Source organism: uncultured Flavobacterium sp., assembly GCF_951805225.1.
Taxonomy (GTDB): domain Bacteria; phylum Bacteroidota; class Bacteroidia; order Flavobacteriales; family Flavobacteriaceae; genus Flavobacterium.
The window spans coordinates 898,215-914,718 of the sequence record NZ_OX638201.1; the positions used below are offsets into that span (position 1 = coordinate 898,215).

General features: G+C 34.0%; 16 protein-coding genes. 9 read left to right on the forward strand and 7 right to left on the reverse strand.

Annotation, left to right across the window (positions count from 1 at the left end):
- Positions 1 to 160: 160 nt before the first annotated feature.
- Positions 161 to 2,491 carry a TonB-dependent receptor gene (locus tag WN975_RS03925; RefSeq protein WP_337965314.1) on the forward strand — a complete coding sequence of 777 codons (2,331 nt, stop codon included), beginning with the start codon at positions 161 to 163 and terminating at the stop codon, positions 2,489 to 2,491.
- Between the two features lie 323 nt (positions 2,492 to 2,814).
- Here WN975_RS03925 and WN975_RS03930 read toward each other — a convergent pair whose 3' ends face one another.
- The 4 genes from WN975_RS03930 to WN975_RS03945 all read right to left on the reverse strand — a co-directional run bounded on the left by WN975_RS03930 (position 2,815) and on the right by WN975_RS03945 (position 6,078).
- The gene (locus WN975_RS03930; protein ID WP_337965315.1) at positions 2,815 to 3,837 is read right to left on the reverse strand and encodes an LLM class flavin-dependent oxidoreductase; all 1,023 of its coding nucleotides are present in this window, start codon (positions 3,835 to 3,837) and stop codon (positions 2,815 to 2,817) included.
- Between the two features lie 138 nt (positions 3,838 to 3,975).
- Entirely contained in the window at positions 3,976 to 4,365 is a 390-nt protein-coding gene (locus WN975_RS03935) for a DUF1634 domain-containing protein (RefSeq protein ID WP_337965316.1), read from the reverse strand.
- Between the two features lie 4 nt (positions 4,366 to 4,369).
- Positions 4,370 to 5,206 (reverse strand): sulfite exporter TauE/SafE family protein, encoded by an 837-nt coding sequence (locus tag WN975_RS03940; protein ID WP_337965317.1) that lies wholly within the window; start codon positions 5,204 to 5,206, stop codon positions 4,370 to 4,372.
- Positions 5,207 to 5,634: 428 nt separating this feature from the next.
- Positions 5,635 to 6,078, reverse strand: a complete 444-nt coding sequence (locus WN975_RS03945) for a DoxX family protein (protein WP_337965318.1) — start codon at positions 6,076 to 6,078, stop codon at positions 5,635 to 5,637.
- Between the two features lie 77 nt (positions 6,079 to 6,155).
- Here WN975_RS03945 and WN975_RS03950 point away from each other — a divergent pair, with 77 nt between their 5' ends.
- The 4 genes from WN975_RS03950 to WN975_RS03965 all read left to right on the forward strand — a co-directional run bounded on the left by WN975_RS03950 (position 6,156) and on the right by WN975_RS03965 (position 9,204).
- Positions 6,156 to 7,619 (forward strand): PLP-dependent aminotransferase family protein, encoded by a 1,464-nt coding sequence (locus tag WN975_RS03950; protein ID WP_337965319.1) that lies wholly within the window; start codon positions 6,156 to 6,158, stop codon positions 7,617 to 7,619.
- 87 nt (positions 7,620 to 7,706) lie between these two features.
- The gene (locus WN975_RS03955) at positions 7,707 to 8,147 is read left to right on the forward strand and encodes a GNAT family N-acetyltransferase (RefSeq protein ID WP_337965320.1); all 441 of its coding nucleotides are present in this window, start codon (positions 7,707 to 7,709) and stop codon (positions 8,145 to 8,147) included.
- 82 nt (positions 8,148 to 8,229) lie between these two features.
- Positions 8,230 to 8,406 (forward strand): hypothetical protein, encoded by a 177-nt coding sequence (locus WN975_RS03960; protein WP_337965321.1) that lies wholly within the window; start codon positions 8,230 to 8,232, stop codon positions 8,404 to 8,406.
- A gap of 21 nt (positions 8,407 to 8,427) precedes the next feature.
- Positions 8,428 to 9,204: an integrase core domain-containing protein gene (locus WN975_RS03965; RefSeq protein WP_337965322.1), complete on the forward strand. Its 777-nt coding sequence runs from the start codon at positions 8,428 to 8,430 to the stop codon at positions 9,202 to 9,204.
- 184 nt (positions 9,205 to 9,388) lie between these two features.
- On the opposite strand, the gene WN975_RS03970 is transcribed toward WN975_RS03965, so the two are convergent.
- Positions 9,389 to 10,030, reverse strand: coding sequence for an NAD(P)H-dependent oxidoreductase (locus WN975_RS03970; protein ID WP_337965323.1), 642 nt, complete (start codon positions 10,028 to 10,030; stop codon positions 9,389 to 9,391).
- A 67-nt stretch (positions 10,031 to 10,097) separates the two neighbouring features.
- On the reverse strand, positions 10,098 to 10,478 hold the full coding sequence (locus tag WN975_RS03975) for a helix-turn-helix domain-containing protein (protein ID WP_337965324.1): 381 nt from the start codon (positions 10,476 to 10,478) through the stop codon (positions 10,098 to 10,100).
- A gap of 82 nt (positions 10,479 to 10,560) precedes the next feature.
- Here WN975_RS03975 and WN975_RS03980 point away from each other — a divergent pair, with 82 nt between their 5' ends.
- Complete coding sequence (locus tag WN975_RS03980; RefSeq protein ID WP_337965325.1) at positions 10,561 to 11,439, forward strand: NAD(P)H-binding protein; 879 nt, start codon at positions 10,561 to 10,563, stop codon at positions 11,437 to 11,439.
- A gap of 137 nt (positions 11,440 to 11,576) precedes the next feature.
- Positions 11,577 to 13,781: a TonB-dependent receptor plug domain-containing protein gene (locus WN975_RS03985; RefSeq protein ID WP_337965326.1), complete on the forward strand. Its 2,205-nt coding sequence runs from the start codon at positions 11,577 to 11,579 to the stop codon at positions 13,779 to 13,781.
- 155 nt (positions 13,782 to 13,936) lie between these two features.
- Here WN975_RS03985 and WN975_RS03990 read toward each other — a convergent pair whose 3' ends face one another.
- A complete protein-coding gene (locus WN975_RS03990; protein ID WP_337965327.1) occupies positions 13,937 to 14,200 on the reverse strand; it encodes a hypothetical protein in 264 nt (87 codons plus the stop codon).
- A gap of 605 nt (positions 14,201 to 14,805) precedes the next feature.
- Between WN975_RS03990 and metN the strand changes: the two genes are divergently transcribed.
- Together metN and WN975_RS04000 are read left to right on the forward strand one after the other, a co-directional pair.
- Positions 14,806 to 15,837 (forward strand): methionine ABC transporter ATP-binding protein MetN, encoded by a 1,032-nt coding sequence (gene metN / locus WN975_RS03995; RefSeq protein WP_337965328.1) that lies wholly within the window; start codon positions 14,806 to 14,808, stop codon positions 15,835 to 15,837.
- Complete coding sequence (locus tag WN975_RS04000) at positions 15,830 to 16,483, forward strand: methionine ABC transporter permease MetI (RefSeq protein ID WP_099711983.1); 654 nt, start codon at positions 15,830 to 15,832, stop codon at positions 16,481 to 16,483. Before metN ends, WN975_RS04000 begins: the two co-directional genes overlap by 8 nt.
- Positions 16,484 to 16,504: the final 21 nt, after the last annotated feature.

The window sequence follows — 16,504 nt, forward strand, 5'->3', positions numbered from 1 at the left end:
AGGTCACAAGTATTTGTTTTTATTTAGAATAATTAAAAATAATCTTGTTTAAGAAATATTTAGCATTTACTTTTGCACGAAAATCAAAACCAATTAAAAATGAATATAATGACCCTAAAAAAAGTTTTACTTAGTCTTATGTTTCTAACCTTCATTGCAAATGATGAGTCAGGAACTTGGAAAAGTAACAGGAAAGGTTTCGCTAAGCGGAAATGTTCCTGCTGAGAATATTACAGTTGTTCTGAAAGGAACAAGATATGTTGCCACGACCAATGAAGATGGACAATATGAGATTAAAAACGTAAAACCGGCAACTTATACAATTATCATAAGATCTGTTGGAATTCATAAAGTTGAAGACCAAATTGTGGTTACAGCAAAGCAAACGACGACTAAAAACTTTATGCTTTCTGAAAGTCAGGAAGATCTTGATGAAGTTGTGATTACAAAAAATAAATACAAACAAGATAAGCCTTCATTGTCTTTAAGATTGCAGACTCCTGTTTTGGAAATTCCTCAAAATATTCAGATTGTAAGCGCGCAGACTTTAAAAGATCAACAAATTACGAGTATGAGTGATGGAGTTATCAGAAACGTGAGTGGAGCGGTGCGTTTGGAACACTGGGGAGATTTGTATACTAATATTACGATGCGTGGTTCTCAAATTCAGGCTTTTCGTAACGGTTTTAATGTGGTTTCTTCTTTTTGGGGACCTCTTACTGAAGATATGAGTTTTGTAGATCATATTGAATTTGTAAAAGGACCGGCAGGATTTATGCTTTCGAGCGGTGATCCAAGCGGACTTTATAATGTGGTTACTAAAAAACCAACAGGAATTACTAAAGGTGAAGTTTCTGTTTTAGGCGGAAGCTACGATTTTTACAGAGTTAGCATCGATTTTGACGGAAAATTAGATAAAAAAGGAAAATTATTATACAGATTCAACGGAGCGGCTCAAAATAAAGGTTCACATCGTGCCTTCGAACACAACAATCGTTACGTAATTGCTCCGGTAATTTCATACCAAATTGATGATAAAACAAAGCTTACGGCTGAATATAATTTTCAATATGCAAACATGACTGAGGTTGGTTCTTACTATGTATTTGGTCCTAAATCTGAAGGTTATGCAACTTTGCCAGTTGGATTTACAATGACACAGCCAGGATTGCCTGATACTAATATTCAGGATCATAGCGGATATCTTATGTTCGAACATAAGTTTGATGATAACTGGAAACTGACGGCTCAAACTTCTTATTTTAAATATCTTCAGCAAGGGTATAGTTCTTGGCCAAGTGCTGTTGGATCAGATGATAATGCGCTTGGAAAAGGAAATATCATTAGAAATGTTGGAATCTGGGATGCAGAAAGTAATATGTATCTAGGTCAGATATTTGTAAACGGAAAGTTCAATACAGGATCAATTACACACAAAATATTAGGTGGTTTAGATTTAGGAAGCAAAGATTATATGGCAGATTGGGGACAATCTCATGATCTTGATACTGCTGCAAATCCGTTTAATGTTTATAATCCAAATTATGGAACTCCTTCGAATGGTTTTCCTAATTTCGATCATACAACACCACTTTCAGTGAGAGCTGGCGGGAAAATGAGTTCAGAGTATTCGGCGGCATATATTCAGGAAGAAGTTGGCTTTTTTAGAAATAGACTTAGAGTTACTGTGGCAGGAAGATATACCTGGATTAGCCAGACAAGCTGGGGAGAAACTCAGGCAGATAGTCATATTACGCCACGTATTGGTATTAGTGCTTCTATAACTGAGGATCTTGCAGTTTACGGATTATACGATCAGGCATTTTTACCGCAATCGGGTATTATTAAAAATGGAGATAAAGTAAAACCGTTAACTGGAAATAATCTGGAATTTGGTGTTAAAAAAGATTGGTTTGACGGATCTTGGAATACTTCATTATCTGTTTATCGCATTACAAAAGAAAATGAACTTACAGCTGATCCTACAAATGGTCCAAATGATATTTACAAAATTGTTTTGGGAGAAAAAAGAGCTGAAGGTGTTGAATTTGATGTTAGAGGAAGATTATTGGACGGACTTAATCTTGTTGCAAATTACGCTTTTACAGAATCTGTAGTAACAAGTTCAGCTATTTCGACTATAAGCGTAGGTTCTGTTGTTCCGGGATATGCTAAACATACTGCAAATGCATGGCTAAATTATACGCTTCAAAGCGGAAAACTTAAAGGTTTTGGCGCTTCCATTGGAGGAACTTATCTTGTAGGACGTCAAACGGATACATGGAGCGCAGGAGCTGAGAAGTTACCAAACTATTTCAAACTTGACGGTGGATTATCTTATGAAACCGGAAAGATAAAAGTTACGGCAAACGTATTTAATATCTTGGATAAATACCTTTACAGCGGATCTTATTATGAGTGGCTTTCTGCTTATTATTGGCAAACAGAAGCACCAAGAAACTTTAGAGTTGGTGTAACTTATAAATTCTAATATTTTTTTTAGCCCACGGATTTGGCGGGTTAAACGGATTTTTACTGATTTTTTTAATGTGAATCTTTGTCAAAGTTTTAAACTTTGACAAAGATATCGCGCAATCCTGAAGCTTTGGGACGTAAAGAAATTCGTTAATGTATAGCAAACCCGACAGGTTTTAAAAACCTGTCGGGTTTCGTTGTGTAATCTTTGTCGGATTACTAGTGTGATTTACTTCGTCTGTTCGCTATCGCTCGAGTCTTCTTTTGTTGAAAATAATAATAAAAAATCAGTAAAAATCCGTTTAACCCGCCAAATCCGTGGGCAAATTCGCAAAGAGTTTATCCTTTGCGTATCAACGGAATCACTTTTGAACCTATAAGTTCTATTGCGTTCATTAATTGTGTATGTGTAAGTCCTGCATTATCCATTTGAAATGTAAATCTTGAGATTCCGCCGAGTGCTTCGCTGTGTCTTAAGATTTTCTCGGCAACACGTTCCGGACTTCCTACGATTAAAACGCCTTGATCGTCAATAAGTCCGTCAAATTTCGCTTTTGTAACTGGTGGCCAACCGCGTTCGAGTCCTAGTTTTGTCCAAAGTTCAGCATAACCAGGATAATATTCTTCGACTGCTTTTTCGGTTGTGGTTCCAACAAATCCGGGAGAATGTAATCCTACTTTAAGCTCTTCTGGTTTGAAACCTGCAGCTTTTCCGGCTTCATGATATAAGTCGATTAAAGGGCGAAAACGATGTGTTTGTCCTCCAATAATAGCTACCATTAAAGGTAAACCAAGACTTCCGGCTCTCACAAAAGATTCCGGAGTTCCGCCAACGCCAAGCCAAACCGGTAATTTTTCTTGTATTGCTCTCGGATAAATAGGAAGATTATTCAAAGCAGGACGAAATTTCCCTGACCACGTCACAAATTCATTGTCTCTGATTTGTAGAAAAAGATCTAGTTTTTCTTTAAAAAGCGCATCATAATCATTCAGATTAAATCCAAAAAGGGGATAAGCTTCAATAGAAGATCCGCGGCCTACGACGATTTCTGCTCTTCCTTTCGAAATTAAATCCAAAGTTGCAAAGCTTTGATAAACTCTGACAGGATCTGCAGCACTTAAAACTGAAACGGCGCTTGATAATCGAATACGGCTTGTTTTTGCAGCAGCAGCACTTAATATTACAACTGTAGCCGAATCTAAAAACTCTTTTTTATGATGTTCTCCAATTCCAAAAACGTCAAGTCCTGCTTGATCTGCCAGTTCAATTCTTTGCAATAATTGCTCCATTGCATCAACACTGCTCAACGTATTATTGTCTCCGTACATTGCCGAAGCAAAACTGTCTATTCCTATTTCCATATTTTTTTATTTAGCTTTAAGCTTTAGGCAATATGCTTTAAGCTTTATAGCGTTTACGATTAGTTTAAAGTTTTAAGCAACATATTTTAAGCGTTTCCAAAGAAGCTTATAGCCTAATGCTTAAAGCCTACAGCCTTATCAATGTGAAAAACCAAACGAGACACTAATTAAAATGATCACAATCACAATTAGTGTAATGCCAACATAAAGATAATCTTTTTCTAAAAGGAAAGAAAATAAAGAAAGTAACACACGTAAAACGGGCGTTAGAAAGAGAAGAATAATTCCCACAAAGATCAAAGATTCCCCATTTCCCTGAATTGCACCATTATAAACTGCAGAAATTACTTCGAATATATTGCGGTCATTTTCATGAAATACCGAGTAGTTTTCAATATCTGTACTATGTCCGAATAAATAGACGATTCCGCCAATAAAAGCGACAGACAATGAAGTCCAAACGCCATAACGCAATAAATTACCAATTATATATTGAAAGTCTTTTTCTCCAAATTTTTCGTTTTGCATAACCTTAGATTTTTCCATTAATTCCGTTATAAATCATATTCACTGCAAGTACAAAAATCAGGCAGGCAAAAAATATTCTTAGTTTTTTAGGGTTTGTTCGCACTAATACTTTGGCTCCAGCCATAGCTCCAAACAAAACTCCAATCACAACAGGCATACAAATTCCGGGTTCAATATAACCTTTTTGAATATAGATTACAGAACTCGCCATTGCGGTAACTCCCATCATAAAATTACTGGTTGTGGTAGAAACCTTAAACGGAATTCGCATAATATTATCCATCGCAATAACTTTAAAAGCACCGGAACCAATACCTAATAATCCCGACATCATTCCGGCAATTCCCATCATACCAAAACCTCCAACGACGTTTTTAGTTCCGTAACTTACAATTTCACCATCATGCGTGGGATAAGTTCCGTTTAAGCGTAGTTTTTTGGCCAAAGGACTCGATTCTAAAACAATATGTTCTTCTTTCTTTCGAAGAGAATTTATAGCTGAGAAAATTAAAGTAAGACCAAATAATATGGCTATAAATGAAGTTGGCGCAATTGTAGAAAGCAAAGCTCCGCAAACGGCACCAATTGTTGTGGCAATTTCGAGAAAAATTCCCAGTCGCATATTTGTAATTCCTTCCTTGACATATGCAGAAGCCGAACCTGAAGAAGTTGCAATTACCGAAACCAAAGCGGCTCCAATTGCATAATGAATGTCAACACCAAGAACGACCGTTAGAAGTGGAATAATTATGATTCCGCCACCTAAACCTGATAATGAGCCAATAAAACCTGCTAAAAAAGCACCAAGAATCATAATCAGGGTAAATGTAAGTACTGTCATTCGAATAAATTTTGTTTGGCGCTAATTTACGAATAGAAATTTGGCAGAAGGATATTTATGGGCTTAAAAAATCCTTAAAAAAGGAAATAGTAAATAAATCAGATAGTTAGGTTTGGTAATATTAAGAGAATTAAGCTTTTATAAATGTTTACATAATTTTAATAATATATTATAGAATTCCCATGTTATGAATATAAATGATTGGTAGTCTCGTAATTGAATAATATTTTGTTTTAATTCTGTACCGTTAGGTACTAAATATTGGTAGAAAAAATAAATTAGAATAAAATTAGCGTGCCGTAGGTACGTAACTATTATTGTTTTGTTGCCTACCTACGGCACGCCGCAGAATGTTGAATCTAATGTTCTACCAACATTTAGTACCTAAAGGCACATTTTGATTTTTGGGTTATATTAAAATTAAAATTTTACTTCGGATTGTGTTTGTTATCTAAAGCAAAAGATGTTTTGCCAATTGCAGAAAGTAATAATGCGGCAGCAGAACTTGTAAAAACCGAATAATCAAAAGGTGCTTTTATAGAAATAGAAATCGCCATACTAAGAGCAAAAAGCAACATTAATCCCGAAGTTCCTAAAGCTACGATTCGGGTTTTGAATCCGATGATTAAGAATAAACCAAACAGAATCTCAAAAAAGGTAGCCAAAGCACCTAATATTCCGGCTACAGATTTACTGGCAAAAGAGTTTAGTGTTTGTGTATAAGCAATAAAATTATCCCAGTTTCCCCATGCAACACCTGGATCTCCGGGCGCGCCCCAAAGTCCGAAACGATCTGCAACTGCTGATAACATTGTGATTCCTAAAATAATTCTTAGAATTAAACCTGCTTGTGGTATTGTTATATTTTTCATTTTGATAAATTTTTATGTAAATGTAAAAATATGTTGGGTAACTTTACAGGCCAATTTATATAAAAACCACAGCCCAGATGTTGCCGTATAAAACTCTAATTCTAATTGATCGCGAATCGTCAGTGACACTTTATATACAAGTGTGCAATACTTTTATTTCGTTGATTACCAATGGTACTTTGAAACCATCGGATGCATTGCCAAGTTCGCGTGTTTTATCGGAACTAATTGGTATTAATAGAAATACGGTTAAATTGGCTTACGAAGAATTAATTAGTCAGGGTTGGGCAGAATCTATAGATCGGAAAGGCGTTTTTGTACTTTCGAAATTGCCTATAATTTCTAAAGTAAAATTACCTGAAACCAACAAAAATCAGTTTCAGGAAGGTTTTATCTGGACGAATACTTTTGAGAAAGAAGTAGAATCTTACGGAAAAAATATTCACAAAGATCCAATTGTTATTGATGATGGTTTTCCTGATGTTCGCTTGGCGCCAATAGACCAATTGATGCGCGAATACCGAAGTTTATCCAGAAAATTCTATGGGAAAAACTTTTTGAAATATGGCAGTACTTTAGGATCTGAAAATCTTAGAATTGCGATTTGTAATTATCTTTCGAACACGAGAGGATTAGTAGTTTCGCCTGAAAATATTATCATTACAAAAGGCAGTCAAATGGGAATTTATCTGGCGTCTCAGTTAATTTTAAATCCAAATGATACGATCGTTGTTGGTGTTTCAAGTTTTGCAACTGCCGATGATACTTTTAAATATTGTGGCGCAAATTTAGAACGAGTTCCTATCGACGATAACGGAATGGATGTTGATTATTTGCAGGAAATTCTGAAGCATAAAAAGATTAAAGCCGTTTATATAATTCCGCATCATCATTGTCCAACTGGCGTAACGATGAGTATGGAACGCCGTTTAAAGCTGCTGAATCTTGCGAAAGAATATCGTTTTGCGATTATAGAAGATGATTACGATTTTGATTTTCACTATGATAACAAGCCTTATTTGCCATTGGCGAGTATTGATCATAATCAAAATGTGATTTATATTGGCTCAATTTCAAAGACTTTTGCGCCCGCTTTGCGAATTGGTTTTATGGTTGGATCTCCAGCTTTTATTGAAGCAGCGGGATCTTTAAGAAAAATGATCGACAGACAAGGCGATACGCTTCTAGAAGAAGCTTTTGCAATTATGTATGAAAATGGAGAAATGGAAAGGCATTTTAGAAAATCATTGAAAATCTACAAACAACGCCGAAATCATTTTTGCCAAATTCTGAGTTCTGATTTTAAAAACGAAATAGATTTTAGAATTCCCGAAGGCGGATTGGCGGTTTGGGCGAATTTTCATGAGAAAATCAATTTGATAAAAATGTCTGATGAAGTTGGTAAAAAAGGACTTTCGATCAATAATGGCAATTTTTATAAAAACGATAAATTCTCTCCAAATGCTATTCGAATGGGTTTTGCTTCTTTGGCAGAAAATGAAATGGAAAAAGCGTTGGCAATCCTTAAAAGCGTACTTTAATAAGACTTCTGGACCACTATCGATTTTAGAATTGGGGTATTTTAGATCCTGATTACTGTTTTAATTTTGTATAAAAAACACATAATTATGGAGTCTATTTATCAGATTAAAAAAATCGAAACAACATCAGAAATCGAGAAATGTTGGGATGTCGCTTATGTATTAAGACCACATTTGAATAAAAATAACTGGAATGCGACGATTACAGAAATGATGCAAAACGAAAAGTACAGCATCGCCGGAATCATGGACGAAGATAAGGTTGTAGCTTTTGCAGGATATCGCGTTATGACTTCTTTGCACAGCGGAAACATCATTTATATTGATGATTTATGTACGTTAGAAAATTACAGAGGAAAAGGTTTTGCGACTCAATTACTAGATCATGTAAAAGAAATTGCTATTTCGCTTGGTAAAGAAGCTGTAGTTCTTGATACTGGTTTTACAAATAATACAGCCCAAAAAATATATTTAAAAAACGGATTTGAACTGACTGCGGTTCATTTGTCAAATAGATTAGATAAATAATAGAATTAAAAAGCTTTTTTGTCATTTCTGTAAAGGTTAGATATTTCGGTAACAAAATTTAACTTTAATAAATTTTGTTACGATGAGAAATAATAGTCAGGATTCCACTTTAGAACGAAACTATTTAGAGAAGTATCGTTTTTTAATAAAAGAATATGAGCAGGTAAAAAATAAAACTCATCCTTTGTATAAAAAGGTAATGGATTTTTATGCAGCAAATGACACTTGCCGCAAGAGTTTTTTAAAGTATTATAATTGATATAAGCAAAGTGGGAAATCATTGGATCTGCTTCCTCAGAAACGAGGTCCCAGATATAAAACCAGAAGACCGCTAGCTTTTATAGAGCAGAAAGTAATTGAATTACGAGAAAAAGGAAACAACAAATATGAAATTGTTAGTATCTTAAGGCCCAAATTAGGAAAGCATACACCATCATATTCTGGAGTTTATAATATTTTAAAACGTAATAAAATCAATAGATTAACTCCGAAGATTAAAAAGAATCATCAAAAAATAATCAAGGAAAGAATGGGAGAACTTGGGCATATTGATTGTCATCACTTAAGTAAAAGTATCATAAGAGGAGAAAGTAAAAAACGATATTTAGTTTGTGTAATTGATGATTACAGCCGGATTGCCTGGGCTGAAGTGATTCCTGATATTACCGCTTTAACCGTTATGTTTGCCACATTAAAATGTTTAAACATCCTGAGTGATCATTATGAGATAAAATTTGAAGAAGTATTGTCTGATAATGGACCTGAATTTGGAATCAAAACAAGTAAACAAAAATATCAGCATCCTTTTGAGAGAATGCTGATGGAATTAGGAATTACTCATAGGTACACAAAACCTTACAGACCACAGACAAATGGCAAGGTTGAACGTTTCTGGAGAACTCTCGAAGATGATTTATTAAGGGATACGGATTTTGATTCTCAAGAAGAATTAAAAGAAGAGCTATTGCAATATTTATATTATTATAACCATGAAAGACCACATCAAGGTATTGACGGAAAAAGACCAATTGAAATGATAAATCCGTTACCGAAATAAGTGACTTTTACAATTTCGACGGAGGAGAAATCACACGCGTAATTCGACAAAGATTGGCGATTTTAGGCATGAAGTTTCTTGTGTGATTTCTCCTCCGTCGAAATGACAAGATTGTGGTTCTGATATGTTTTATATTACAAAAAAAGCCTTCATAATTTGAAGGCTTTTTTGCATTTTATAGAAACTAATTCAATTCTTTGTCGATTAAATCTCTTATCGCTTGATGCGAATTATTTATAGATTCCTGATATTTTTCGGAATCAAAACTTTCTCCGTTTACAGCTACTGTGTGAATGTTGGTAATACCTATAATATTAAAAACGGTTTTTAGATAATTGCTTTGAAAATTCATATGCTCGTTATATTCTCCTTTTTCATAACCTTGAGCGCCTCTTGAAAGCAACAGAAATACAGTTTTATTTTGAAGTAAACCAATATAAGGATTCTGCATATTCTCCGGATTTAGTTTCCAGGTTTCGTTGACTCTTAAAACCTGATCAATGTAAGCTTTTAAACTACTTGGAATAGACCAATTGTACATTGGCGCACCAATTACAATTATATCGGCTTCACGCAATTCGGCAATATATTCGTCACTTGTTTTTAAAGCTTCAATTTCTTCCAAAGATCTTAGGTTTTCTGGTTTGAAAGCTGCTGCAATCCAATTTTCGTTGATATGAGGAACATGACTTTCACCTAAATCACGATAATTAATAAGGGCATTATTTTGGATGCTTTTCCAATGATCTGTAAATACTTCGGTAAGTTTTCTGCTTTTAGAATTTTGTTTTCTGGCACTTGAATTTACAACTAATACTTTCTTCATTTGAATAAATTTTTAAGCAAAAGTAAAATTATAGTGGACTGATTTTCTATACCAATTTATATAAAAACTACAGTCCAGATGAAGTGTCGCTAAACCCGTCTTCTTTGTCCTTAAAAGCCCAAGTTGCCATCGCTTCTATAACCGGCATTAAGCCATTTCCTGCGGCACTCAAACGATACGTTACATAAGGAGGAACAACAGGTTTGGCTTCTCTGATAACAAGATTATCGGCTTCAAGCTGCTTTAAATGCTGAATCAACATTTTCTCGGTTACGGCCGGAATTGCTCTTTTTAATTCGCTATAGCGTTTACTTCCGCCAGAAAGATGATAGATAATAATGGGTTTCCAATAGCCGCCAATTTTTTCCATAACATATGTTACAGGGCATTTTTCTAAGGCATATTGCTTATTTTCCTGAATAGTCGAAGATTCTTTAATTGCTGTCATTTGTGCATACTTTAGGGTAAGTACTTGTATAAAAGTAAGTACAAATATACCTTTGTTTCAGATAATAAAAAAATATAAAGCTATGAAAATTACAATTTTAGGTTCATTAGGAAATATAGGAAAACCTTTGACTCAAAAACTTATTGCGTCAGGAAATCAGGTAACAGTTGTGAGCAGTAACTCAGACAGAGTAGCAACTATCGAGGCTTTGGGAGCAAAAGCAGCAATAGGATCTGTTAGTGATGCTGACTTTTTGAAAAATACATTTGCAGAAACTGATGCTGTTTTTGCATTGACACCGCCAAATATGGGAGGATCAAATGTGATTGCGAATACTATAGATGCAGGAAAAGCGATCGCAACAGCAATTGCAGCAGCGGGAGTAAAACGTGTGGTTATGTTAAGTAGTATTGGTGCCGATTTACCTGAAGGAACTGGTCCAATTAAAGGGCTTTATAACATCGAGAAAATATACGAAACATTAGAAAATGTATCGGTTACTTTTCTTCGTGCCGGATTTTTCTACAATAATTTATATGCGAATGTTCCGATGATAAAAGGAGCGGGGATTATTGGTTCAAATTATGCAGCAGAAACTGTAATTCCATTTGTACATCCTGAAAATATTGCAACTGCAGCGGCCGAAGAGTTGGTAAAAACTACATCAGGAAAAAACATTCGTTATATTATTAGTGATGTTCGTACGCCAAATGATGTTGCAAAGGTTTTAGGTTTAGCAATTGATAAACCGGAATTACCGTGGATAGAATTTACAGATGAACAATCTCTTGGCGGAATGAAAGAAGCCGGAGTGCCGGAAGAAATAGCCGGATTATATACTGAAATGGGATCTGGTTTAAATAGCGGTAAGATTCAGAATGATTTTTTAAGCAATAAATTTTCTGTTGACGGAACAACAAAACTGGAAGATTTTGCAAAAGAATTTGCTGCGAATTTCTAATTAACACAAAAAGAGCTGATTGTAAAAATCAGCTCTTTTTATTTATAAGAAGTTTTTTGTTTTCGTAATATAAATAAAATAATGTAGTATTATTTTTACATATATTTTGTGCTATATTTGCACTTTTTTAAAATAGCATGAAATTATTATTTGTATTCGGAATTTTTATATTGTCTTTTTCTATAAATGCACAATCAGTTAATGGAGTTGTTAATGCTGAGGATGGAAAGCCTCTTACGGATGTAATGATTCGGAATTTAAGCTCTAAAACGCACGCACATACAGACATAAACGGAAAATTTATACTCGAAGGAGTTCAATTAGAAGATAGTTTACAAGTATCGAAGCAAGGCTATATTACTCAAAAAATCCAGGTTGCTAATTATGATTTTATAAATATTTCGCTTGACGAAAAACCTTTTTTGCTAGAAGAAGTAAAGATTACCAATAGCTTAAAATATTTAAATACTATTTCTAAAATAGATTTAGAAATTCAGCCCATTTCTAATTCACAGGATTTAATGCGCAAAGTGCCTGGACTTTTTATCGGACAACATGCGGGCGGAGGAAAAGCAGAGCAAATTTTTCTAAGAGGATTTGATTGTGATCACGGAACAGATATTAATGTTTCTGTGGATGGAATGCCTGTAAATATGGTTTCTCACGCTCACGGACAAGGTTATGCCGATTTGCATTTTGTGATTCCGGAAACGGTAGATAAAATAGATTTTGATAAAGGAGCTTATTTTGCCGATAAAGGCGATTTTAACACCGCAGGATATATAGGATTTAGTACTAAAAATGCGTTAGATAATAGCACTGTTTCTTTTGAATTGGGACAGTTTAATACTTATAGAACTGTTGCTTTATTTAATTTGTTGAATAAAGAAAATCAATCCGCTTATTTTGCCGGAGAATACATGATGACAGACGGTTATTTTGATGCTCCGCAGAACTTTAACCGAATCAATTTATTTGCTAAATATTCGGTTAAAATCAATAATGGCGATAAAATAGCAATCTCATTATCACATTTTACAAGCCAATGGGATGCCAGCGGACAAATTCCGGATCGTGCCGTTAATAGTGGCATGATTTCTCATTTTGGAGCTATTGATTCAAACGAAGGCGGAAACACTGGAAGAACGAATTTTAATTTGCAATATGATTCAAAAATTGATGAATATTCTCAAATTAAAAACACAGCATATTTAAGCAAATATGATTTTGAATTGTATTCTAATTTTACTTTTTTTCTAAATGATCCTGTTAATGGTGACCAAATTAGACAAAAAGAAAACAGAACAATAATTGGCTTTCAATCTGAATATGATCGAAAATTAAATGAAAAGTGGGTTTTTAAATTGGGCGCAGGATTGCGAAATGACAATAATAAAGATATTGAGTTGTCGCACACTTTAAATCGTAAAACAGTTTTAGAATATTTAAGTTTGGGTAATATCAATCAGAGCAATCTTTTTGCTTATACAAGTTTTGATTTTACGTCTGGAAAATGGTTAATTAACTCTGGTTTACGAGTGGATTATTTTAAATTTGGTTATGAAGATCAATTACTTCCGGTTTACAGTAATCAAACTCAAAGTAAATCAATAGTAAGTCCGAAGCTTAACTTTTTGTACACACAAGACAATACTTTGCAATATTTTCTTAAACTCGGAAAAGGCTTTCATAGTAATGATACTCGCGTTGTTGTGGCTCAAAAAGGACAAAAAATCCTTCCGGAAACCTATGGCGCTGATTTAGGAATCAACTGGAAACCTTTTCCAAGAATGATAATTAACTCGGCGATTTGGTATTTATATTTGGCGCAAGAGTTTGTTTATGTTGGCGACGAAGCAGTTGTAGAACCAAGTGGTAAAACACAGAGAAAAGGATTTGATTTTGGTTTTAGATATCAATTTACCAATTGGTTATTTTGGAATACTGATTATACATATACGCATGCACGCTCACTTGACGAACCTAAAGGAAATGATTATTTGCCGCTTGCTCCGGTTAATACGTTGACAAACGGAATTTCGGTCAAAGATTTAAAAGGTTTCTCAGGAAGTTTAAGAACTAGAATTTTGGGAGATCGACCTGCAAACGAAGATAATTCAGTAGTTGCAAAAGGATATTGCATCACGGATTTCTCAGTGAATCATCAAATTAAAAAAGTCTCAATTGGAGTGAATATCGACAATATATTTAATACAAAATGGAAAGAAACTCAATTCCTGACTGAATCAAGATTGAAAAACGAAACAGATCCTGTAGAAGAAATTCACTTTACGGCAGGAACTCCTTTTAATGCAAGATTAATTTTAAAATATAGCTGGTAAATTGTGCCGTTAGGTACAACACGTTGGTAGAAAAATAGAAATTCGAATGTATTTAGCGTGCCGTAGGTACGCAATGGTATTATTCGTTGTTGTGTTTCTACCACACACGAACGAGTTTCGCAATTTATGATTACCAATAATTAGTGTTTGAAAAATTATATTTCCTCTGTATATCCTACAGAATACTTCTCAAGTATATTTTTTACATTGCTAATAAAATTTTCTGTGTTTTTGATTTCGGGCTTAATTTCATGATCATAAGAGGATAAATGAAAGCGCTCCAACATATCTCTTTTTAAGTATTTTATCAAAGAATCAATACTTCGGGTATCATTTTGATGCTCTCTTTTTAATTCTCGTTGTTTGCTTTCCAGATAATCTAAAGCTTTTTTTAACTGCTGAACGTCTAATTCCTCCAATATATTACAATTTAAAATTTAATAAAAAACGATAATCTGGAGTGTGATAAAATTCAATATGCTCCAAAAACCAATACCATTTGAACCTATACCATTCCAGACTATCGTATTTCCCTACATACGTTGAATTTGACAGTTTAGTTTTACCTAAAAGCGTTATTTAACAGACTTTTAGCGTAAAATTAAAGTCTGTTTTTATGTATCTATTTGATTTTTAGTCTATTTGGTGATTTTTGTATTTTAAATGAGGTCTAAAAAAGAATATAAAATCTTTGATTTTTTAACAATTCTTCAATGTTTAGGTTGTATTAATCTATTACATTGATAGGATAATAAAAGTTTTATCGTTTTTTGCATAAAAATTAAAAATAACTCTTTAAATTTGCCCCAGAAATGAAAAACAATAACCAGAATAGAATGTATTATAGCTGCAGCATGATGATGTGCTGTGATTTTGCTATGCGTATGTTTTGATCTGGCTGATATAAAAATTAATTTATTTTAAGGCCTTTCATAAACAATTGAAAGGTCTTTTTATTTTAAAATTTATCAAATTCTAAAGCAATGAAACATTTTATTGCTCAAAATAAACCTGAATAAAAAAAATGATTGAATTAAAAAATGTAACTAAAAATTTCCATCAGAAAAACCGAATTGTTTCGGCTTTATCAGATGTTTCATTAAAAGTTCCTCCAGGGAAAATCTTTGGTGTAATTGGAACTTCCGGAGCAGGAAAAAGCACATTAATTCGATGTGTAAACTTATTAGAAAGACCAACTTCGGGAGAAATTATAGTAGATGGAAAATCGTTAATACAACTTTCAAATGCGCAGCTTGCAATTGAAAGAAGACAAATTGGAATGATTTTTCAGCATTTTAATCTGCTTTCATCCAGAACTGTTTTTGAGAATGTTGCTTTTCCGTTGGAATTAGTAGGAGTTTCAAAATCAGAAATTAAAACTCGTGTTTTAGAATTACTTCAATTAGTTGGTTTGGCCGAAAAAGCAAACGATTATCCTGCAAGTCTTTCCGGAGGTCAAAAACAAAGAGTTGCAATCGCGAGAACATTAGCCAATAATCCAAAAGTGCTATTATGCGATGAAGCCACCAGCGCATTGGATCCGGCGACAACAAGATCGATTTTAAATCTATTAAAAGATATCAATCGCCGTCTTAATATTACCATTTTATTGATTACACATCAAATGGAAGTTGTAAAATCTATTTGTGATGAAGTTGCTGTAATCAGTCATGGAAAACTAATAGAGCAGGGAAGTGTTGGTGAAATTTTTGCAGATCCAAAGCATGAATTGACAAAAGAGTTTATTGCGTCATCATTACATCTTGATATTCCAACGGTTTATCAGGAAAAACTTCAAAAGGAAGACGGCGAAGGTTTAAGTCCTTTATTAAGACTTGAAATGACCGGAAAATCAGTAAACGAACCTGTTATTTCTGAAGTTTCGAGATTATTCGATACCAATTTTAAAATTGTCAGCGCACAAATGGATCAGGCCGGAGATGTTAATTTCGGAGTTATGCTGATCGAATTGTCCGGTAAACGTGAAAATTACGAAGCTGCAATCCAATATTTTATTTCTAAACATATTAAAACTGAAATCATAGGTTATGTCTGAATCCATTTTTGAATTATTATTAAAAGGCACTTGGGAAACTATCGTTATGACCTTTGTCTCTGGTTTTTTTGGCTTTGCGCTGGGACTTCCAACAGGAATTTTGCTTTTTCTAACCAGAAAAAATCAAATCTTAGAACAACCTGTTTTAAATAGAACTTTATCAGTTTTGGTTAATATTTTTCGTTCAATACCTTTCATTATTTTGATCGTTTGGATGATTCCGTTTACACGCGCACTTGTAGGAACCTCGATTGGTGTTAGTGCAGCATTGGTTCCGTTAAGTATTGGAGCAGCGCCATTTATAGCGCGACTTGTAGAAAATAGTCTATTAGGTTTGCCTGCCGGATTAATTGAAGCTGCAAGAGCTTTGGGCGCAACTCCATTTCAAATTGTTTATAAAGTTTTACTTCCTGAGGCTTTACCATCATTAATAAACGCAGCATCAATCACATTGATCACACTTGTAGGATATTCGGCAATGGGTGGAGCCGTTGGAGCAGGCGGTTTAGGACAAGTTGGGTATCAATACGGTTATATTGGATATGATGCGGTAACGATGAATTCGGTTTTGGCATTGCTTGTAATATTGGTGTTTTTGATACAATTTGTTGGTGATTTTTTATCAAAACGATTTGATCATAGATAGGATTCAATTAAAAATTGAGAA